The organism is Thalassotalea euphylliae, assembly GCF_003390375.1.
GTDB classification, from domain to species: Bacteria; Pseudomonadota; Gammaproteobacteria; order Enterobacterales; family Alteromonadaceae; genus Thalassotalea_F; species Thalassotalea_F euphylliae_A.
The window spans coordinates 761,104-783,697 of record NZ_QUOT01000001.1; the positions used below are offsets into that span (position 1 = coordinate 761,104).

Annotated in this window: 19 protein-coding genes; 6 read left to right on the plus strand and 13 right to left on the minus strand. The window is 42.9% G+C overall.

Translation table 11 applies throughout. The features are described 5' to 3' along the window. Window positions 1-299 precede the first annotated feature (299 nt). From DXX94_RS03385 to DXX94_RS03405, 5 genes are all read left to right on the plus strand, one after another. Window positions 300-1,436, plus strand: a complete 1,137-nt coding sequence (locus tag DXX94_RS03385) for a porin (protein WP_116013855.1) — start codon at window positions 300-302, stop codon at window positions 1,434-1,436. Between the two features lie 16 nt (window positions 1,437-1,452). Next, window positions 1,453-1,872 carry a phosphate ABC transporter substrate-binding protein gene (locus DXX94_RS03390; RefSeq protein WP_258872088.1) on the plus strand — a complete coding sequence of 140 codons (420 nt, stop codon included), beginning with the start codon at window positions 1,453-1,455 and terminating at the stop codon, window positions 1,870-1,872. A 507-nt stretch (window positions 1,873-2,379) separates the two neighbouring features. After that, entirely contained in the window at window positions 2,380-3,516 is a 1,137-nt protein-coding gene (locus DXX94_RS03395; protein ID WP_116013859.1) for a porin, read from the plus strand. Between the two features lie 9 nt (window positions 3,517-3,525). Further along, on the plus strand, window positions 3,526-3,942 hold the full coding sequence (locus DXX94_RS03400; RefSeq protein WP_116013860.1) for a phosphate ABC transporter substrate-binding protein: 417 nt from the start codon (window positions 3,526-3,528) through the stop codon (window positions 3,940-3,942). A gap of 394 nt (window positions 3,943-4,336) precedes the next feature. Beyond that, the gene (locus tag DXX94_RS03405) at window positions 4,337-5,473 is read left to right on the plus strand and encodes a porin (protein WP_181901468.1); all 1,137 of its coding nucleotides are present in this window, start codon (window positions 4,337-4,339) and stop codon (window positions 5,471-5,473) included. Between the two features lie 188 nt (window positions 5,474-5,661). On the opposite strand, the gene DXX94_RS03410 is transcribed toward DXX94_RS03405, so the two are convergent. From DXX94_RS03410 to DXX94_RS03440, 7 genes are all read right to left on the minus strand, one after another. Then, complete coding sequence (locus DXX94_RS03410; protein WP_258872089.1) at window positions 5,662-6,174, minus strand: glycine zipper 2TM domain-containing protein; 513 nt, start codon at window positions 6,172-6,174, stop codon at window positions 5,662-5,664. Window positions 6,175-6,249: 75 nt separating this feature from the next. Next, complete coding sequence (lpoB, locus tag DXX94_RS03415) at window positions 6,250-6,849, minus strand: penicillin-binding protein activator LpoB (protein WP_116013863.1); 600 nt, start codon at window positions 6,847-6,849, stop codon at window positions 6,250-6,252. Between the two features lie 62 nt (window positions 6,850-6,911). Beyond that, a complete protein-coding gene (locus DXX94_RS03420) occupies window positions 6,912-8,456 on the minus strand; it encodes a COG3014 family protein (RefSeq protein ID WP_116013865.1) in 1,545 nt (514 codons plus the stop codon). A 215-nt stretch (window positions 8,457-8,671) separates the two neighbouring features. Further along, complete coding sequence (locus tag DXX94_RS03425; protein ID WP_116013866.1) at window positions 8,672-9,886, minus strand: ABC transporter permease; 1,215 nt, start codon at window positions 9,884-9,886, stop codon at window positions 8,672-8,674. 39 nt (window positions 9,887-9,925) lie between these two features. Beyond that, window positions 9,926-11,242, minus strand: coding sequence for an ABC transporter permease (locus DXX94_RS03430; protein WP_116013868.1), 1,317 nt, complete (start codon window positions 11,240-11,242; stop codon window positions 9,926-9,928). Between the two features lie 56 nt (window positions 11,243-11,298). Further along, window positions 11,299-12,024, minus strand: a complete 726-nt coding sequence (locus DXX94_RS03435; RefSeq protein ID WP_116013869.1) for an ABC transporter ATP-binding protein — start codon at window positions 12,022-12,024, stop codon at window positions 11,299-11,301. Window positions 12,025-12,116: 92 nt separating this feature from the next. Then, entirely contained in the window at window positions 12,117-13,400 is a 1,284-nt protein-coding gene (locus DXX94_RS03440; RefSeq protein WP_116013871.1) for an efflux RND transporter periplasmic adaptor subunit, read from the minus strand. A gap of 210 nt (window positions 13,401-13,610) precedes the next feature. Here DXX94_RS03440 and DXX94_RS03445 point away from each other — a divergent pair, with 210 nt between their 5' ends. Next, window positions 13,611-14,120, plus strand: coding sequence for a GrpB family protein (locus tag DXX94_RS03445; protein WP_181901469.1), 510 nt, complete (start codon window positions 13,611-13,613; stop codon window positions 14,118-14,120). Window positions 14,121-14,281: 161 nt separating this feature from the next. On the opposite strand, the gene DXX94_RS03450 is transcribed toward DXX94_RS03445, so the two are convergent. The 6 genes from DXX94_RS03450 to DXX94_RS03475 form a co-directional block, all read right to left on the minus strand. Continuing rightward, window positions 14,282-15,886, minus strand: coding sequence for a methyl-accepting chemotaxis protein (locus tag DXX94_RS03450; protein ID WP_116013872.1), 1,605 nt, complete (start codon window positions 15,884-15,886; stop codon window positions 14,282-14,284). A gap of 20 nt (window positions 15,887-15,906) precedes the next feature. Continuing rightward, the gene (locus DXX94_RS03455) at window positions 15,907-16,908 is read right to left on the minus strand and encodes a cytochrome-c peroxidase (RefSeq protein ID WP_220348023.1); all 1,002 of its coding nucleotides are present in this window, start codon (window positions 16,906-16,908) and stop codon (window positions 15,907-15,909) included. 388 nt (window positions 16,909-17,296) lie between these two features. Next, entirely contained in the window at window positions 17,297-17,545 is a 249-nt protein-coding gene (locus DXX94_RS03460) for a hypothetical protein (protein ID WP_116013875.1), read from the minus strand. Next, window positions 17,546-19,267, minus strand: coding sequence for a PepSY-associated TM helix domain-containing protein (locus tag DXX94_RS03465; RefSeq protein ID WP_116013877.1), 1,722 nt, complete (start codon window positions 19,265-19,267; stop codon window positions 17,546-17,548). 24 nt (window positions 19,268-19,291) lie between these two features. After that, window positions 19,292-19,513 (minus strand): hypothetical protein, encoded by a 222-nt coding sequence (locus tag DXX94_RS03470; protein ID WP_116018265.1) that lies wholly within the window; start codon window positions 19,511-19,513, stop codon window positions 19,292-19,294. Window positions 19,514-19,920: 407 nt separating this feature from the next. Then, on the minus strand, window positions 19,921-22,263 hold the full coding sequence (locus tag DXX94_RS03475) for a TonB-dependent receptor (protein ID WP_116013878.1): 2,343 nt from the start codon (window positions 22,261-22,263) through the stop codon (window positions 19,921-19,923). Between the last annotated feature and the right edge of the window lie 331 nt (window positions 22,264-22,594).

The window sequence follows — 22,594 nt, forward strand, 5'->3', positions numbered from 1 at the left end:
AACGATAATTTTAATTCGGATTTTTGTGGCGAACAGCATATCGAGTTGTTGATAACACATAACCTATGTCTATGAGATATAAAATTATTGTTATCTATTTGCTTGCAATATAAATCATATTAATTGAGAATCGCCCCCTGCACTTTTGGTGCATGGGGCGATTTTTTTGAAAGTTTTTCTTTAAATCACAGTTCTGTTAAGCTGCTGAAGTTAACTCTTCAATAATCATGCGTTTAACGCCAAGTTAAACGGCACTTTCGAAAACTAGAATTACAACGCTATTCAACACAAAGGTACTCATGAAAAAAGCACTTTTAAGCAGTGTGCTATGCACCCTTTTATCTGCCAATGCTGCGCAAGCAGAAGTTAGTTTTAATGGTTTTGCCAACATTGTCGCCGGTCAAGCATCAAGCGGCGATACGCTATGGGGCTATGACGATGACGTTGATTTTAAACAAGGTTCATTATTCGCTTTACAAGCAAGCTCAGACCTAGGTGAAGGTCTTTCTGCGACCGCCCAAATTATTGCTCGTGGTGAGGATGATTGGGAAGCAGATTTTGAGTGGGCATACTTAGCCTACAGCTTAAACGACAATACCCGTATTCTTGCTGGTCGTCAGCGTACACCAATTTATATGCTGTCTGACTATTTAGACGTGTCATACGCATACCCTTGGATTTCTCCACCTAACGGCGTTTATGATTTCGAAATCACGCGTTTTGACGGTATTAGTGCAATTCACTCGTTTACATTAGGCGAGTTTGATTCAAGTATTCACGCTATTTACGGCTCTAATTCAGAAGATCTAGTAGTTAGTGGTGTTGAAGTTACTGATACACAAATTGAAAATATTTACGGTGCGGCATTAACCTTTAACAACGATTGGTTGACCCTACGCGGTGGTTACTTTACCGCTAACTTATCGTTTTCACTGCCGATCTTAGACCCTCTGCGTAACTCATGGACTAACGCAGGCTTTGAGCAAGTCGTTGCTGATCTAACCTTAGATGACGATAGAGGTGAATTCTTAGAATTTGGCGTTCAAATTGACTACAACAATTGGTTATTTATCGCAGAATACGTTGATAACACGTACGAAGGCACACCACTAGGTGATGAAGAGTCAATGTTTGCAACGATTGGTTACCGCTTTAATGATGTATTAGTACACCTAACTTACGGAAAAGATGAAGAAACACCAGCAACCGTTACCAATGGTGTACCTTCAGGTGTTGTCCCTGAGCTTGATCAATTAGTCGGTGTTACTAATCAAGTGCTTGCTGCACAACGCGAAGATTCTTCATACTATACGCTAGGCGCTCGTTGGGATTTTCATGATTCTGCCGCATTTAAGGTTGAATTCACGCGTTTTGACGACGATTTACTAAACCAAGATACCAGCTTAGTGCGCACTGCACTTGTCACAGTATTTTAAGGTAGGACGTTAATCGATGATGAAGTTTATCAAACCACTTTCTATCGCGGCGTTACTCTCGATAAGCACGACTAGTTTTGCTGATGTTGCCGTAATTGTTAACCCAGCGAATGCAAATACGATGTCAGATAGCGATATCTCACGCGCATTTTTGGGCAAGCTAAAAAACTTTGCGGACGGGCAAACTATTAAAGCCGTTAACGGCAAAGCAAATAGTGACTCACGCGTAGAATTTGAGAAAAAAGTGCTAAAGAAGTCGCCTGCACAAGTAAAAGCATACTGGTCTAAGCGTTTATTCACAGGTAAAGGCAAACCACTTCAAGAATTAGACGCGGACGCACAAGTGCTATCACTGGTTGCTTCAACTCCTAATGCCATTGGTTATGTTGATGCAAGTGCGGTTGACGGTTCAGTAAAAGTACTTAAAACATTTTAACGACTAACTGAATTAACGTTAGAGTTTCTTAAATTCAAAGGCATAAACTAACACTAGTTTATGCCTTTTTTGTAGCATCCTCTGTAATCAATTAAATTCAATTGAGTTGCAATAGCATTTGCAAGCTAAAGTTGCACAAACTCCAAACCAATAAGCAATTTCAAAAATTTAGCCATCAAGTTCACGTCAACTTCAATATTCCTCTAACAAGAGAAGAATAAATAATAACCGCCTTAGCTATTTTGACACCACCCTATAACAAAGTGACACATAGGTTTTACAAGTCCACCTCACAAAATTAACAATACCGTAACAAGTCATTGATTTTCATTGTTTTAAATCAAAACATGAACGTTTTAGCCCTATTTTTAGAAAGCGCTTTCAGTATAATTCACCTCCTTAAAATTCCAGAGAAGACAAATAACCTGTGTTCTCTAACTCACTTAGTTTTGCCACAAGTGATCACTTTAATTGATTTACTGCGGCATAGAAGTAAATAGGTAAATTATGAAAAGATCTTTGCTCGCGCTAGCGTTAACCGCTGCCCTGCCATTATCCTCTGCTCAAGCAGAGTTAAGCTTTAACGGATTTGCAAATATTGTCGCAGGTAAAGCCTCTAGCGGTGATAGCCAATGGGGTCACGACGATGATGTTAACTTTAAGCAAGACTCTTTATTTGCGCTGCAAGCATCGACAGATTTAGGTAAAGGTATAGGCGCGACAGTACAAATTATCTCTCGTGGTGAAAACGACTGGGATACGGAGTTCGAATGGGCATATCTAAGCTACGACCTAACAGAAAACACGCGTATCTTAGCGGGTCGTCAACGTGCACCACTTTACATGTATTCAGGCTTCTTAGATGTTTCTTACGCTTATCCTTGGATCACGCCACCACAGGGTGTTTACGATCTTGAACTTTCTCGCTTTGACGGTCTAAGCGTTAACCACAACTTTACCCTGGGCGAATTTGACAGCAGCGTTCAAGCATTCTTTGGTTCAGAGACAAACGATGTTGAAGTCATCGACCACATGGTTGAATCTGAATTTGAAGACATCTATGGAGTCAGCCTAACGTTGCAACGTGACTGGTTAACTTTGCGCAGCGCCTATGTACAAACTGACTTCTCACTGCCAGATGAAGGTGCCACTGAGCTAGGTAACGCATGGCGTGCAATCCAAGGGTTCGAATTTATTGGCGATGAAGTCACCTTAGTGGAAGACGAAACGAAATTTGCCGAATTTGGTATCCAAATCGATTACAACAATTGGTTGTTTATTGGTGAATACACACACGTTGAATACGACAGCATGCCGTTAAAAAATGAAAAGTCATTGTACGTGACTGGCGGCTACCGTTTCGACAACCTGCTGGTACATCTAACTTACGGTCAAGACGAAAACGAAGTTAACAATGCTATCAATCAATTGCCTTTTGGTATTGCACCAGAGCTTGATGGTTTGTCTGCAGTGACTGAGCGAGTATTTAGATTCCGCGAACAAGACAGTTCTTATTACACATTAGGCGCGCGTTGGGACTTCCACAGTTCAGCTGCACTAAAAGTTGAGTACAGCCGCTTGGAAAACGACTTATCTAATCAAGACAGCAATTTAATTCGAACTGCGTTAGTAACTGTATTTTAAGGAAGTATTATGAAGTTATTAAAAACCTTATCGTTATCACTATTGTTAAGTATGAGTACAGCGGCCTCAGCTGAAGTCGCCGTTATTGTCAATTCTGCTAATGGTAATAGCTTGTCGGATAGCGATATTTCTCGTGCCTTCCTTGGCAAATTAAAAACCTTTGCTGATGGCCAAACCATTAACGCAGTAAATAGTAAAGCGGGCAATCAAGCACGTGGCGAGTTTGAAAAGCTAGTACTGAAAAAGTCTTCTGCACAAGTTAAAGCTTACTGGTCCAAACGCCTATTCACGGGTAAAGGCAAGCCACTGAAAGAGCTTGCTTCAGATGCCGACATTATCAGCTTTGTTGCTTCAACCCCCAATGCTATTGGTTATGTTGATGCCAGCAGTGTTGATGGTTCAGTCAAAGTGCTAAAACGCTTCTAGCGAAATCTATTACAGATTTTCCATGCACTAGCGAATTCCGCTAAATCTACTAAATCAGCGAAGTACACGGTGACTTCGCTGGATTTTTTCGGCCAAAATTAACCATAAAAGTACTATTGAAGTGCTCAAAATAATCATTAGCCGATTGTTATGGTTAGGAAAAAGCGCCGTAAAACAATTAGTTTTGAGTAACGGTATAGCTTAGTGACATCTGAAAATACAAAAATATTGAAAACAAAATTATCAACAACAAGCGACACAAAGCGCGAACAAATTTTTGTCAGCTAAGCGCTGGCAATAAGCAGTAATTTTATTAGCTAATTTTATCGCTCAATTTAAAAAATCAGCCATTTCAATGGCGACTGAGCAGATAAATATAATTCAAAGGAATATCATGAAAAAGTCTCTTGTTACGCTTGCTTTAGCAGCGGCTCTTCCTCTGTCATCAGCGCATGCTGAATTAACCTTTAACGGCTTTGCCAATATTGTTGCAGGTAAAGCATCAAATGGTGATACACAATGGGGTTATGACGATGATGTCGACTTTAAAGAAGACTCATTATTTGCCCTTCAAACATCTGCCGATTTAGGCGATGGCCTTAGTGTAACAGCCCAAATCATTGCTCGTGGTGAAGACGACTGGGAAACTGATTTTGAGTGGGCATACTTAAGCTACAGCTTAAATGACCAAACAACGGTAATGGTGGGTCGTCAGCGTGCACCACTGTTTATGTACTCTGAATACCTTGACGTATCTTATGCGATGCCTTGGATTACCGTACCAGAAGGTCTTTATGCAACTGAGTTTTCAAGCTACGACGGTGTTAGTGTCAGCCACAACTTCTCATTAGGAGAGTTTGAATCAAGCATCCAAGTAATAGGCGGTGCTGAAACAACGGAAATGAATATTGCCGGTGATGACATCGATGTTGATTTCAACAATATGTACGGTGCTAACCTTACCTTAACTCGCGATTGGTTAACCTTACATACAGCATTTTTATCCGCTAAAGTAACTGTGCCTAACTCACGTGCCGATGGTTTAGGTAACGCATGGCTAGCGACGCCTGGATTTGAATTTGTTGCTGACCAAATTACCGTTGAAGACGATACCATGGACTTCGCAGAAGTGGGCATTCAAATTGACTATAACAACTGGTTAGTTATTGCTGAATACTCACGTCAAAACTACGAAACCATGACTGTCGATAATGAAGAAGCTATGTATGCCACCATTGGCTACCGTTTTGATGATATTTTAGTTCACGCAACATACGGTATGGTTGAAAACGACGTTAATCCCGTTATCAATCAGCTACCACAAGCGACAACGGAATCACTTGCGGCACAAGTTGATCTTACTCGTCAGTTCTTAAACTTCCGTATGCAAGACAACACCTACTATACAATTGGTGCGCGCTGGGACTTCCACGAATCTGCTGCGTTTAAAGTAGAGTTTAGCGCCCAAGATAATGAGCTAACCAATGAAGATACTAGCTTAGTGCGTACTGCATTAGTGACGGTATTCTAATATCGCCAAAAGGCAGTACTTTGCAGAAACGCTATAGCTATAGCTAACGCATAAAACAAAAAGCCAGACTACTTTCTTAGTCTGGCTTTTTTATTTAAAGCTTTTACTCGCTACTCTTTAATCACTATTTTTTATGCGCAAAAGGTTTAGGAGAATTTATAGGATTAGCGCAACTCGTATAATTTCAGCTACAACTGCTTATCAATTCTCACGCTGCCGTTAGCTAGGTAAATCATCCGTATTTCATCACCAGCACTAAATACCATACGGCGATCATAATCTTGAATCACCATATATTGACTGCCATCTTCTACACGAATATTAAGTTCGATCAACTCTAATACACGCTCTTGTCTACGAGAGTGATTGTTGTCAGCAGCCGCGGCACCTAATAGCGAACCTAAAATGGTCGCTATCGCTTGCCCTGAGCCATCGCCAAATTGATAACCTATCGCGCCACCAATGAGTGCGCCACCAAATACCTGCCAACCATTGGCTTGGTCTTCGCGAATTTCTCGCTCAGTGATTCGACGCGTCGAAAGCACTTCACCGAACAGCACTTGCTGCACAGGCACCGCCTGATTGCGTTGGTATTCGCTCGCCTTTGCCATTCCCGTTAAACTAACAAACAAAATGCTAGCGAACATCAGTGGCAATAACAAAGACAATGCCTGAAATCGATTAATCACAGTATTCTTCATTTGCTCACCTCTTATTTAGTTAGCTTTTCAATGATGTATGCTTTCAACATATTCAAGCTTAAAGTAGCGCTAGTGCTACCAGCCAATTGATGCTTTCTCGCGAGTTTTGCGAATCTCAGTTTCATCGGCCCACTCAATAATGCCGCTTTTTAGATCCATTAAACGCATCGTAAATTTATAGTAGACATCTTTCTTATCTTCGTTAGTTTTAACAATACTTGATAAGTTGCCGTATAACATATATTCAGCGCCTACTTGCTGACCAAACTGAATCGCTTTGCTTGGATCCACTAGGCCGCCAGTTTGTTGAAAGTTTAATTGCTTACGCACGGCTTCAACACGGCTCATATCAACAAAACGGAATTTGCCAGAACGCAGCACTTTAGTAGCAATTGAATCGGTAATGGATTCCGTATCAATATGCTCGCTAGTTTTGTTCTTTAAACGCTCAACAAATACCACTGGGCGTTTGTTTTGAGTTAATGAACCAATAATCGGCGACGCGATTAATGAGTCAGTCATCTGATTCGCCACAGTTTGTAAATCAGTTGAGCCAAAATTGATATCCGTCGTTTCAACAGCAGTTGCATCACCGTAGCTCACAACTTGCTTGCTTGAACAACCTGCTAACACCATTACTGACAACGCTGATGCGATAAATAACGCTTTTTTCATAGTTAATTCCTTTCCGTTTTTCTTAAAATTTCTTCTTGAGCTTGTGTAAACAGTTAACGTCGCTAAAGCACGGCCTGTTTGACTTGCCATACTTGCCCAATTTCTGAGATCACCACTAAGGTTATTTTATTGGGCGCTATAGTGACCATAGTGTCATTAGCCGCTAAATTTTTGCGATTAAAGCTAAGTTGATGCTCACCTGCTCGCAGGTCAGCTTTAATAATTTGAACATCGCCTGGTAACGTTAGCCAACTACGTGTATCGGCACGCTCAGACGCGAGGTTATACAAGCCAGCCAAAATATTACCGACATCACCGCCCTCTTTGCTTAGCTTTCTTCGCACTTGCTCTTTCGCCACTAAACGCAATACTTGACGACTCACGATTGACGGCAAACTCTCTGCTAACTGTTTGGCAACTAACGCCTGTAAATTAACAATGGTCTCAGCGGTTAATGTTTCTTTGCCCAGTTGAAGTTCAAGCGCTCGAGATGACGCACTATTATTCCCATCGCTTGTATTTGCATAGCTTTTTGAATGGCCTTTTACATAGCTTTTCGAATAGCTAGGCACCGACACACTGTAAAACCTTGGGTCGCCTCCGCTCGTCCAAATCGGTAAACGCACCGCTTGCTCTTGTTTAGCTTCAATCAGTGACTGTTCATAAACAACAACTAACTGTCCTTGTTTTAGCGCTAACGCGCCTTGCTTAGTGTTTTGCTCACCGCCTTTTTCATCGCCTTTTTCATCGCCAAAGACGCGAGTGTTCAATAACTCATTAACATACGCCTTACCAAGCTGCTGATTGTAGTATTCAAGATCATTATTCATCCCTAATACTGAACCAAGCCTTAATACATCGCGCTGTAAATATTGATTATCCGGGAAGATTTCTAACGCCTTTTTATAGTCAATATAGGCATCGTTAAGCTGGCCAGCCGCTTCATAAAAAATGCCCGATAAATAAAATGTGTAAGCATTTTGAAAACCATTTTTTATCTGCCCAGCTTTGCTTGTTAATGCCGACATAGTGTTATCAAGGTAACTAAAGTCAACATTCTGCTGCTCAGCATTCGCCTCAATAAGCTCATCTTCATATTGGACTAGTGCAGCTTCTTGAATCTGATTGGCGCGGCGCACTTCAACCAGAGCGCCTTCCAAGTCATGGGCCAAGGCATAGTTAAGTGCTTGGTAACCATGCATCATACTTTGCTCATAAGCAGGCATTTGATAAGCGATAGCATTGTCATTGGTCACTAAAGTATTCACGCGCTCTAGACCTTGACCTAACCTTAACTTTGCTCGATTTCGCTGTGTCTCAAGTGCTTGATAGCTTTGCTCAAACCACCAACGACTTTGGTTTATATCACCTTGTAAAAAGGCCAATCGCCCCTGTTCGACTAACGATAATTGATAATTAGTACCGCCTGCATGCGCTTTGGGTACCTGTTGAATAGCGCTCGCAACATTCCCTTGAGACAGTGCTGCCCGAACAAGTTGGAATTGTGACGCGTAATCTTGAAATAGGTTATTCAGCTGCAATGTCGCACAACCAGAAACAATCAACAAAGAGCAAGCAATAAAAAGTCGCTTTGCAAGCACAAGCATAGAAAAAACAATTCCTTACCGACAAGATATCAACCACTCTAACGAGTAATTAATGAATCCTAAATGAACGAGCCTCAATATAAATAAATTAGCGTTAGAAGATAAGCGCTGGCGTGTAAAATTTCGTAAAAATACGGGTTAGATGTCAAAAAGTATATCAAGAGGTGGAGCGTGAGTACCCATTGAACACGAGCACTCACTTTTGTCTTGGCGAATTAAACCGTTCGAGTCGCAGTTGCCGGAGCGATACTTGTTGCTTTTCGGGCTGGCCCAAATACTGCGGCTTGACCAACAAGGCAAAGCACCAACATACCCACAGGAATATAGAACCAACTCATGGGTGTCAGTGACAAAGCGTTAACTAATACCATATTAAGGCCAATCGTTAATGCCGCTCCAAGCAATACACCGAAAGCGCTGATGATCAGGTTTTCCGTCATAAAGTAGTGTAAAATATCCGCTTTCGTCGCCCCTAACGCACGACGAATACCGATCTGCTTTTTACGGCGATTAACACTAAAACTAGCTAAACCAACAATACCTAAGCTGGTCACTATGGTCAGCGTAATGATCACTGTGCTCAGAATTTTAATCATCGCGTTATGACCGCGATAACTGCGCTCTCGCACGTAGTCTACGCTGCGCATATTTTGCACGACACGAGACTTATTGGCCGATAGCAATTCCTCAACTTGCTTCATCATTTCATCTCGCTGGCCATCCTCCGTGCGAATAAAATAACTGCTTGAGTCGCGTTCTAAATACTCTGGCGATAAGAATGAATTATCAACGTTATTCCAACCCACCCACGGCGCTTGGAGTTTATCGATAACGCCAGTGATGATCATTGGTTCAGTATCATTGATATAAACAGTTTTACCAATAGTTTGAGCGTAATCTAGATCGGGAAACAAACGCTTTGCCATTGCCTCTGTCACAATAATTTTATCCGGCCAGTCGCTTGCGCTATTGCCACGCCAGCGGATATCAGACGCGCTAAAATTCTCACCGGCGAGTAACTGCACATCAAGCGCATTAATACCGCGTTCATCAACCATATAAACCGCAGTACCAACGCCATCATGCTCGGCGCCGGGTTCGGTTTGTAAGCCCATTGACCAGCCACTGCCACTCACCGGAATCGCATTGATCTGAATTGCATCAATCACCCCAGGTAGCGCGCGAATATTGGCTAAGTCTTCTTCAATGGTCGCTTTGGCGCTAAAGTTTTCAGAAAATCCACTGCTGTTCACGAAAAACGAATTCGCTTCGTCAATGCCACTGGGTCGCTTAGTTTCTTGGCTGCGCTCAATAATGATAAATACAGAGTTGACAATAATCGCCATAGTAAAGGCGATTTGTATCGCTATCAGCAGTGCGCCAACTTTGTTGCGCAACAAGGCGCGAAATATAGGTCCTAATGTAAGCATTGTGTTGCTCCTATTTTATGCTTCTTTGTTGCTGGCCAACTATTGGCTACTTAGCTGCGTCGCAGGTGCAATATTGCATGCTCGCCAAGTTGGGTATAAACCCGCTAATACACTGGCAACTATGGCAATACCAATGCCAGTAAATGCCATCACCCAGTCAAGCGACACTAAATTTTCGACAAAGTCACCGTATAAGGTCTTGATACCAACTAAGCCAAACATTGCCAGCGCTAGGCCCAGCAAGCCCCCGAGCAAACCTATAGTTGCGGCCTCAATAATGTGCTGTATAAATACATCGCGTTTCGACGCACCAATGGCACGGCGCAAGCCAATTTCGGCTGATTTCCCCATAAATTTGGCCAGCAGCAAGCCTACGGTATTAAGCAAACACACCACCAAAAACATAAACGACATCCACATCATCATTTTGGCGTCGTCTTCTACCACTTGTTGGTTTTCCATCCAGCCCATCACATCTAGCAATTGGTTATTCATGTCTCTTGGAAATCGCCCCAAGGCTTTTTGCTCACTCACATAATTGTTTAGAAACGCCAGATAATCTGACTTTTCTTGCTCACTGTTTAGCTGAACCCACATCTGGTAGTTAATACACTCAGATTGTAAAAACGCTTTAAACCCTTCACCCTCTGGGCTTTTCCAGCAGTTGGTGTTGCCCCAGTTAGGCAGCTCGTAGGTTTCCTTCAAGAAAAATGGAATAAACACTTCTTCGCTTTCGTCAAATGCGCCGTTGTTAACATCGTAGAACTTCGGCATGGGCTGCCAAGCATCAAGCACACCAACAACTTTGTAGTTTTGCCCCGCAAGCAATACCGTGCGACCAATCGAGTTCTCACCGCCGAACAACTTATCGTTAATGCGCTTAGTTAACACAATCACCTGCTCTCGTTGCTGATCACTCGCGAGTTGCCAACCACCGCCAAACAAAAACGGTGTGTCGAACATGGTAAAGAAGTCACCAGTGGTTAGACGAATTGACGCTTGAAACGGATTAATATCTTGATTCTCAGGAACAATAATGCCGCCTGACTTTGCCATTACGACCTGCTTGGTTGCTTGTTGCGCATTGAACAAGTTATTGGCTTCTGTCCAAGTAATTTGGTTGGGTGGATCGCCATTGTCATCATTAAATGCATTGTGCGGATCCCAGCTGTCAACCTGCACGTAAAAAAGCTGCGTACTTTTATCTGGAATGGGGTTGGCCGACATTAAATAGTTTACGGTGATCGTGGTCATGCTCGCCCCTATGCCTAAGGCGATAGCAAGCACCATTAGCATGCTTAGTAGTGCATTCTTTTTAATGCTTTTCACGGCAAGTTTCAGGTAATAACCAAACATATTGCCTCCTGTTATTTTTCTTCGTAAATGTTCTCTCGTGAATGTTTTTTCTGCTACTAAGCTTGTGCAGCTGGCATAGCGACCACATCTGCTGCACTTGCCGCAACTTGCTCGGTATCGATATCGCTCACTTGGCCATCTTTAACAAAAATATTGCGCGTAGCCTGAGTTGCTAGGTGCGGATCATGGGTAACCATGACAATGGTGGTTCCAGCTTTGTTAATATTTTTCAGTAGCTCCATCACACTTTGTGCCATCGCTGAATCTAAGTTGCCGGTTGGTTCATCAGCCAGCAAAAATCTTGGCTTACCAGCCAGTGCTCTGGCAATTGCGACACGTTGTTGCTGACCACCAGAGAGCTGCGAAGGCAGGTGCTTCATTCGGCTCGCTAAACCGACAATTTCAAGGCTCTCCTCAATTCGCGACTTGCGCTCTTTGGCATTAAAACCGCGATAACGCAATGGTACATCGACATTGTCGAACAGATTTAAATCGGGGATCAGGTTATAGCTTTGAAAAATAAAGCCAATTTTTTCATTGCGCAGTTTGCTGCGCTGATTGTCATTGAGGTGACTAACGTCTTCGCCATCAAGCACATAACTTCCACTGTTAAAGGTTTCTAACATGCCAGCAATGTTGAGAAAGGTTGTTTTACCTGAGCCTGACGGGCCAGTTACGGCGACAAATTCACCTTCATTTACCTGTAAATTAAAATCACGAAGTGCATGTGTTTCGACTACCTCAGTGCGAAATACCTTTTTTATATTGGTCATGGTGAGCATGATATTCTTCCTTCTTATGTCGTTTTCTTTTGAGCAGTGGCTGATAAGCGTATTACCAGCCTGCGTAATATTTTCGTTGTTATAACAAGTAGTTAATTCGTTAACAGAATTTTGCTGGCATCGTTGAACTGGTCAGTACTGGAAACAATAATTTGGTCACCAACAGCAAGGCCGCTGCTAATTTCCACCATAGACAAACTGCGTGCACCGGTGACAATTGTCACTTTTTCAGCGCTATCGCCGATAATTTTGAAGGCAAATCGTCCGCTTGAGCTTTCTAAAAATTGACCACGGCGCACCATTAGCACATCAGCTTTTCGCTCCATCAATATACGAGTGGTTAAGCGCTGGTTTTGGCGCAGGCCAGGTGGTTGTGAAGTGTCGGAGGCGGCAAAACGTACACGCCCAGTTACTTGATTGTTCTCGATTTCGGGCGAGATAGTAACTAAGTTAGCCGCATACGTTTCGCCATTAACTGTTACCTCAGCGGCCATACCAATGGCTAGATCATCGGCGTAGCTTTCGGGTATAAACACTTCGAGTTCAAATTCAGATAAATCAACAACGCTTAGAATAGGTTGGTCGCGGCTAACTTGGTTCTTTTGTTTTACTGCCAAGTTACCCACTATGCCGCTTACGGGAGAGCGCAGTATCAACTCATCAACTTTACGCTGCAGCTCTTTAACCAAAAGCGCTTGGCGGTCAACTTGCAGTTGGTTGGTTTTAATCTCAAACGCTAAGCTTTCGGCGTTCAGCGCAGCATCTTGCTCTGCGTGTTGAAAAACAAACTGCGCGTTTTGTAGATCGTCTTGCGCTTTTTCGAAATCAATTTGGCTGATGGATTTAAATTCGTAGGCTTTATCTGCACGGCGCTTTTCTCGGTCTGCCGCCACTAAAGTGACTTTAGCCATATCTACTGACTTTTGGTCTTCTAGCGCCTGTTTTCTCGCCTGAATTTTTTGTCGTTCGAGTTCGAGTTTTTGCTGCTCTAGGCTCGCTTGCTCTTGTTTCAGCTCATTGGTTAATTCAGGGCTGTCGATACTCGCCAATACTTGACCTTTAGAAACTTCATCGCCAGCATCAACAGAAAAAGTAATTGTGCCTTGCCCTGTTGCATAAAGCCTTGGGCTAACTGCGGCAACGACTCGCCCTTGCACAGATAAATCTCTGACCAAGTCGCCGCGTTCCACGGTAGCGATGCGCAGCCTGTCGCGCGCAATACTGGCTTCACCTGACGACCAACTGCTGATCGCAGGGGCTGCTAAGAAAAATAAAACAAGAATAATGGCAACGGATAAACCGCTTACTAGCCACGTTTTTTTATTGGATTTTGGCGTCAGGACGACATCCTGTCCGCTAGTGTCTGCAATTTTCACAACGCTTTCCCGAAATTTGAATTAAAAAGAACAATCAAAGGGTAAGTAGCGGGGTGAATTAAAAAGGTTTAAAAATTTGTGTAATTTATCTGCATTTTTTGTAAGGTGCGTTTAAAAATAATGGCTGTAATTCGCTACAATGCGGCAAAAATTATAAGCAGTAGCACATATAAGCTAGTAAAAAATTTTTTAGTATGATGAGAGGTTTAGTTGATTGAAATAGTAGATTACGACGCTCGCTGGCCACAACTATTTAGCGCCGAAAAACAACATATCGAGCGCGTTATTAGCCATTGGCTTTGCGGCACCATTGAACATGTAGGTAGCACTTCCATCGTTGGATTAGCGGCCAAGCCTGTAATTGATATAATGGTTGGTGTGAAGTCACTAAATCATGCTCAAGATGCTATTCAAGTGTTAGTCGATAGCGGCTACTGCTATTACCCATACAAGCCAGAGGTGATGCATTGGTTTTGCAAGCCATCGCCAGAAATTCGCACCCACCATTTACACTTAGCCCCCTATCAAAGCCCGCTATGGCATGAGCGCATCCTCTTTCGTGATTACTTGCGAGCACATCAGTCAGTAGCAATTGAATATGCCAAACTAAAGCGACAATTAGCCATGCAATATCCAAAAGACAGAGAGCGTTACACGCAAAGCAAGTGGCAATTTATAGAACAAGTGTTGCGCCGAGCTCACTTGGAAAGCAAGGCTTAGTTAAAGTATTTGTAACGATTGGTTTTTGCCACTTGGATTCTCGTAAATTAGATTTTCGAAAATCAGTTGAGTTGGTTAAATTAGAAGAGCAACCCAGCCATGAATGCTGGGTTGGCTAGTTAGGTTAATATGACAGGTTATAAATATTGAAACGCTTTAAACTAGGCTAGTTTAAAGGTCGATACATTGGCATTAACATGCTCAATCGCACTTAATACTTCAACGCTATTATCTTTCAAACTTAAGCTGTCTTTCGCAGTTTCATTGGCTATCAGCGTAATGCGATTCAAGAACTCATTAACTTCTTTCACCGCTAATTCCTGCTCTTGGGTAAAGCGCCCTACTTCGCCATTAACCTGTTGAATTTCAGTTAGTTTGTCGAGCACTTGTGACAACGAATCCGTCAGTGACAAATTCACCTCACGACAAGAATGAACTTGATCACGGCCCACTTCCATCAAGTCTTTAGCTTCATTCGCCATACCTTGCACTTTGGCAATGGTTTGTTGAATGCTACTTGTCGATTCTTGCGTTTTTATCGCCAGCGCGCGCACTTCTTCTGCAACCACAGCAAAGCCTCGTCCTGCTTCACCTGCTCGAGCAGCTTCAATCGCGGCGTTTAGCGCAAGTAAATTCGTTTGATCGGCAATTACCTGAATAACTTCGATGACCGAGTTAATTTCGCCGCTTGAATTACTCAAGGAGAAAATAACGTCGCTGGCAGCTTCAACCTTTTCAGTCAGCAAGGCCATGCGTTCATTACTTTGCTCAGTAAGTTCAACACCTTGTTTGGTGTAATCAACGATTTCGTCAGATTGACGCTGCGCAGACTCACTTGATTCAGTGACTTGTGAGCCAAGCGTAAGCACTTGGCTAATCGACTCGTTAACACGTTCAATTTCTACTTTTTGTTGTTCTGTACCTTGTTGCGTACTATCAGAAATGCGAGAAAATTCTGATAACTTGCCATGAGTATGAGTAACTGAGCCCGCTATCTCACTGACAATATGCTGCACTTTATCAATAAACGAATTGAATTCCTTACTGAGCGCGTCGATTTCATCTTTATCATTGTTGACGAGGCGACGCGTTAAGTCGCCATCACCACGTGATAACGCAATTGCTGCATCTTTAAGCCCATCAATCGGGCGAAGCAGATTTTTCGTTAGGTAAAACGAAACAAACAAGGCTGCCAATGTAAACACTAATAAAACGACTATTGAGCCTTGTACTTCACCGTCAGTCGCCTGCTCAACGTCATCAGCAATTTTAGCAGCATCTTCAAGCGTTTGTTGCGCAAACTCAGTTAACATTTGCGCAATTTCCGTTTGTTGCTGACGCAGCAGTCGCATGTCTTGCAATGATTGGTGACCTGATGCTGATAAATGCAGCTCAGTTTGCTCAAACCAATTGAGTGATGAGGCGAGTAATGATTGCCCCAGCTCACGTGTATTATCAGTCAAGGCATTTGCTTGAGCGTTATCAACCGCTTGATTAAATTCTTGTTTGAGCGCTTGATACTTAGTGATAACTGAGTTGCTATCACTTGGCATTGTCATCGCGAGCACATTATCCGCAAGCGCCGCCGCTTGTTTAAATTTATCGGCAGCGGTCTGGCTACTGACCACCGCTTGAAGTGGCTGATGAAACGCGTATATGGTTTGTTGGCCTTGCTGGAATAGTAGGTAAACCAAATAGACCGCTAGCGTACCAAAGGCCATAATGATCACGATAAAGCTCGACAGCAGTTTCGATTTAATTGTCATGAGTGCTCCGTGAAAACGTCTTAATAAGGCAAAGTAGGAAGGCTAACGGCGGTATCTTCGCCGGTAAGTGTCAGCATAAATGCCTCAAGATCGTTAATATCTTGAGCTGACAGCGCGATAGGCACCATTTTTGTCGACAGTGTTGGACGCTTAACACCACCTGGGATGTAGTGACCAATAACGCCAGTCAAATTTTCAAAACGGCCGTCATGCATGTATGGCGCGCGTTGACCTATATTGCGTAAACTAGGAGTTTTAAACGCAAAATTCTCTTGTGCATTGCCAGTTAATTGGCCGCGACCCAAATCATTACCCGGTAAGCCGATATCGTGAAACTGCATATCAGTAAAGTTCCAACCGGAATGACAATCAACACATTTTGCTTTACCAACAAATAAGTCAAAGCCTCGTTTTGCAGCCGGACTAATGGCTGATTCGTCACCGTTTACCCAGCGATCGAAGGGGGCTTCACCAGAAACAATGGTGCGCTCAAATGTTGCGATGGCTTTAGCGATGGTGTCTGCGGTAATACCTTCACTGCCAAACACTCGGCCAAACCAAGTACGGTACTGCGGCACTTGCGATAAGCGTGCTACCGCCTCAGGTAATGGCAAATTCATTTCAACCGCACTTTCTATTGGCCCTTTTGCCTGCTCTTCTAGCGATGCCGCTCGGCCATCCCAGAAATATCGGTCGCCCCAAGCAGCATTGATAATACTGGGAGAGTGGCGATCAAGTTGAGTATTTTGATCCCCGACCGAGCGCGCTGTTGCATCTTCCCAGCCAAAGCTAGGATTATGACAAGTTGCACAGGTCATATTGCGATTGTTACTTAGCCTCGGATCGAAGAAAAGCATTTTGCCCAGTGCGGCTTTTTGCACAGAGTAAGGATTATCGGCAGGAAATGGGATGGTGTCTGGACGTTTAAATTGTTCTTTTAACAATGGGTTCGCCAGTAAAGAACCCGACAGTGTGATACTGATCGATACAACACTAGTCAACAATACACGGTACAACTGCAAAATCGTTACTCAACTTTTTAACATGTGTGAAAATTGAACGGCAACAAATACACTTTATTTCAATTTATTTACATTTTTTTACGATTAAACCATCCGTGACTATATTTCGTAAACGTTTTTGAAAGTTTACATTCTATTTTCAGCCGATAACATAAAATTCACATCCGACCTCTAGTATCACTTTAAATTTCATAGTGTTAAACATAATCGTATGGGTGTTTTGCGTATGATTAACGACCAGCGGCTACGATAAGAAGGTGATAAGAACGCTGTGATAATTTGGAAAGTGAGCCAGTAACATTTTTGTTACTGGCGTTTATGTTGCTGTGGTTTGTGTTGCAAATGTTGTTTGAATATTAGCAGGTTTGGTAAATTCACCTGCTAAGTATTAAGAAGTATGTACTGAGTTATTGATGAGTTTTGCCCTAAATAAGGTCAATAAAGTGCCCAATACACTTGCGACCCCAAGGAAAACAAACACTCCGCGCAATGTGCCAAATTGATAACAAAGCAACACGGTTGCCACTACCAAAGCGAGCAAAGACACTAGCTGCTTAACGATGTTCGCTGTTAACTTGCCGCTCTCATCTGCCATTAATAAGCCAAAAACCGTTACTAATATTGCAATAATCGTCATTTAAACGGCCTCCTTAGCACCTGTCTGGTTAGCACTAGCCTGATTAGCAACAATCTGGTTAATCACCGTTGCGTTTTCGCTAGGCTGTGGTGTAGGGAAGTTTTTCATCAGCTTAAACAGGTATAAACCGAGCGCTAAGCAAACTAGATCAATACCAGAACTTAAGTAATGACCTGCCGCTAGTTCAGTCATTTTGTTGGTGCCTGTGACCAATAAATCAATCGGTAATACGGCGATAAGCAATGCTGCGATTACATAAGCTAGCTGGCGCGCAAAATGCTTTTCACAAGTTACCAAAAATGCCGCCACTATAATTGCTAACCAACTGATAAAAAATGGCCAGCCGATAATGCTACCGACATCGTTATTCCCCATGCCAAACTTAATTATCATTTGAGTTGGGAATAACAGCATAGTCGCCACCACAATGCCGCCACAACTGCCGACAATCAATCTGTTAAAGCGTTGGTAAGTTGCCATCGAGTATTTCGGATTGGCGGCATTGAGACCCCGCTCCATCCACAGCATTAATCCGGTCAACGGCAGTAACGCTGTTCCTAGGCCAAGTACAGTCCATATTGCTTTCACTAAAATGCCACCAAAATTTCCAAAGTGCAGTGGGAACATAATATCGAGTATATTGCCAGTTACCCCTTCGATGCGGCCAAAGTTACTATAGCGCTCTACAAACTCCCCCCCTGCTTGATAAACAGCGGTTTGCGCGGCAATATTCTGTCCACCAGCAATACCAACGTACATTTTTGCACTGGCATCACCGTAGCCCATTACGGTCATTGAACGGACAATGACTTCGTCATGCAGTTCAAAAGCATGATCAAATGCTGAACCAATTGCCGTAGACTGTTGAACGTTTTGAATAATGGGCTCAGGGATCGCGGTAAAGGTTTCGACAAGCTTATCCTGATCACCACCAAATGACACAAATGCCGCAGCCGGCACTAAAACAACCACAGCCAAGCCTAAAAATGCGCCAGTAAATGCGATCACAGAGTTAAATAACAGACCCCACACACCAATCGCTTTGTGCCCGTCATTAAGCATCAAGCTATAGCTTTTTCTTGGTCTAAACGTAAAAAGCTGACCAAGAATTTTACGGTGAATAAATATCCCCGTAACGATAGATAACATCATTGTAAGGCCAAGCACACCAGTGGTTAATAAGCCAATGGGGCGACCAAGGTGTAAGTCGGCGTGAAAATCGACAATAAAATCTGCCATATCGGATTCGTAAGTGGCGAAAATCTCAGACATTAACCCAGACTTTTCTCGCACCAGCTCATAGCTACGTGGATCGAATTCAAATGAAGTGCCGACAGGTGGGCTATGTTTCTGCTCGGCTTGTTCACCTTGTTCGCTTTTGGTGCCATCGATACCTGCGTCATCTGATGTAATAGGCTCACCATGATGGGCTTCAAAAATAATCGCTAGATGCTTATTACCGCCGACTCGTGGCAGAAATATCAGTATTTCTTCTTGGTAATGTTCGGGTACTTGGGTCGCATATTCAGCGACTAATTGTTCCACTTTTGCCGTATCAACTTGAGCTAAAGTACGAATTTCAGGATTCGCCCAAATTTTAATTTCAGGTCGACTAAATACCGAAACCGCGCCAGTAAAGGCAATAACAAACAACAGAATGCCTGTAATAATGCCAACCCAACTGTGTAAGGTGTAGAGTTTTTTGATTGATTTACTTTTCATTTGCTGAGGTTCCTGTTCCCTTGTTTACCCTGCTAAGGCGAGATAAGAGAGCACACCATGACTGACCGATAAGGTGATCATTAACGCCCATGGTTGCCACGCCTTTTCCACCATATAGCTATACAAGCAGAGGCCAGTCCAAATGAACGGGAACAATAGAATTGGCACACCGATCTGATCGGCAGCACTAAAAGGTAAGTAAGTCGTCATCCCTGGTATTAACATCACGCAAGTTAGAAAAGCCATGAGTACGCCAGCAAAATTACGACTTTTTAAGCTCGTAAAAACACTTTTGCGAGTTGACTCGGTTAATTCAGCATCCATTTTTATCGTTGATTAAGCTATTAACAAATTAGCAACAAATGATATGCTGACAAGCCCTTCATTGCAAATGCTAATCATTGTTATTTCGTTATATTTTAGTAAGGTAAAACTTTGAGAATAAAAAGGTTTGCGAACTAGGAGTAAAGCGCTTTATGTGAGTTTAGAACTTAGATATTGTCGACACTGTGCAATTTCAACATAGCCTATTTCCGCTATCGATTGATTTTCGCTTAAGAGGCCGCCATTGATCGTAAAATAGTTATGATAAATAGCATGGGAAAAGAGCAAACCTTTTCCCATGAAAAGTACGTTAAGTTTGTTTAACGAAATTAAAACGTCGCTAAGAAACTAATATTGGCTTGTCGCGAACGGCCTAGTTGATGCTGACCATAACTTTCGCTATTGCCTAGGTTATCTGCGCCAGAAAAGTGCGTTGCGATATAGTCTTTATCAAGCAGGTTACTAACATCAACTCTTATGATGTAGTTATCCCATTCGTAGCTGGCATTAGCATTGAGTAACGTTCTGCTGTCGTTCGTTGGATCTGCATCAAGCGCTAACTTTTGAGGTGTTAATGAAACTGCAGGATTCAAGTAGGCAGCGCTTTCATCGCGATAGTTGGCATTTATACCTGCGCTGAACCCTTCGCCAAAGTCATAAGTAATGGCTACATTAGCCGTCCACTCTGGTGCATCAGCAAATGAACGGCCAGCAAGGTCAATCACTTCTCCTGTCGACGGCAATGTGTATTCAAAATCAGTAAACTCAGACTTTGCATAGCCAAGGCCTGCGGTAATGGTTAGCTGATCAGTTGGGTAATAGTAAGCTTCTGTTTCAAAGCCTTTAACATTTGATTCGCCCGAGTTGACCGTTTCTCTATCAAATGTTCCTGTTGATAACTGAACACTGATCTGTTGATCTGTCCAATCTGTGTAGAAAAAGTTGGTATTCCACATTAAATCACCACCCTGCCACACCGAGCGAATCGATAATTCATAGTTGTCAGTATATTCTGGGTCGTATGTAAAAAGGCGAGATTGTGCGATATTGGTACCAACACCGCCAGAGCGATAACCGCGTTGGTAAACAAAACTTGCCGTTACATCTTCACTGGCATGATAACTAACACCAAGTTTAGGTAACCAAGCATCAAAATCAGCTGATGAAGGTGGCTCTACCCCTGAAGCATTCGCAGCTAAACCGTTTAAGGTATTGTTAATCGCACCAACAACTTGGTTCAATGGTGCTGGCAACACAGCTGGATCGGGCAATGTATTGTTTATTCGGTACAAGGCTGTTGACGCATTGCTTTGCTCTTCTTCGTCGTAACGAAGGCCTGCAAGTAGGTCAAACTGATCGTTGATATGCCCAGTTACATCAGCATAAATCGCTATGGTCTCAACTTCTTGCGCTAAAGTAGACGATAACCCAAGCTTGACCGGGTCAATGTCAGGGTACAATGGTAAAACAGTACCAATAAGCTCAGCTGGTAAGCCAAAACCTCCCATCGATGGCGGCGCGCCAAGTAATGTTGCTAATGGCGGTAAGCCGATACTGCTAAAGTGAATAAGGCGCTCACCTGACGCGATATCGTCAACATCGAGTTTCGAATAATAAGCACCAACCACCGCCTGAACTTCATCAGTTTGGAAGGTAAATCGCAGCTCTTGACTGACAGTCTCGTCATTGCGGGTATATTGCTGATCGAGCACCAATTGCTCAGCAGTCAAGTCGCCATCCCAGTTATAGCCATATTCAGAATCACTGTAGGTGGTGACTGAGTATACCGACAGCTGATCCGTTAAATCCCAAGTCAGCTCTAGGTTGTACAAATCGGTCTCTGTTCTTTGCCAAACAGGAGAGTTTTGCCACGATGTGCGGTCAAATGGGGAACCGCCGTAGTCATAGAGCGACCACTGCGGACCATATTCCGTATCCATATTCGATAGCGTTAGCAATGCGGTAAAATCTTCTGCTGGCTGAAATAACAATTTACCGCGCACCGTTTCTGTGTTTTCGAAATTTGCATCTTCTTTACGAGTAACGTTGTAAATATCGCCATCGTATTGTTTGTCTTCATAACCCAAACGAAATGCCAACATATCGTCAATTAACGCACCACCACCAGCGACAGCAAACTCTTGCTGACCATGTTCACCCAAGGTTAATTTACCTTTGCCAGACCACTCGTAAGTTGGATCTTGCGTGCGCATAATTATTGCACCTGCGAGCGCATTTCGACCTTGCAGTGTTGATTGCGGGCCACGGAACACCTCGACTTGCGCTAAGTCCCAAACCGATGTTGTACCGCTGCGAAGTAAACGGAAAGGCAAAGGCGCACCATCTAAGTACATGCTAGTTAAATAGCTATTTCCGCCACCAGATACGTTAAAGGCATTAATGCCACGCATACTGAAACCTTGGCCGAAGTCACCAGAAATATTTGGCACTACGTTATAAATATCGTTAACCGTATTGATGTTCAAACGCTCGAACTCTTTCGACGTAACAACGGCAACACTATTAACGGTATCTTTTAGTGAACGATCAATTTTTTGACCCGTAACTACGATTTTTTCAACGTTTTCGCCGAGCAATTCATCGGCGAATGTAACATGAGAGAATGCGCTACAGGCCAACATTAGGCCCATTGCAACTTTGTTATATTTCATTATTTTTACTTACTTTTTTACTGATATGGGATGAAATTAAGCCGCAAGCATAATCATGGCGGCTACGGTAACTAGCCAGTAAAGGAGAGTTAGATGATTTCCTTATCACGGCTATATAGGGTATCCCCTAGCAAATGCTTCGTACCTGTACTAATTCAGCAGTTGTTCCCTTAATTCAACTGCCAAACAGACAAGTAGCTCACTCAATCGCACGCTAATGTTAATGATTTGCATTTTGATTGTAAATACAATGTAAACACTTTTAATGAATGGAATAAAATTGTAGCTAAACAAGCAAGCACATCACTTAATATTGATGAATGTAAATAAA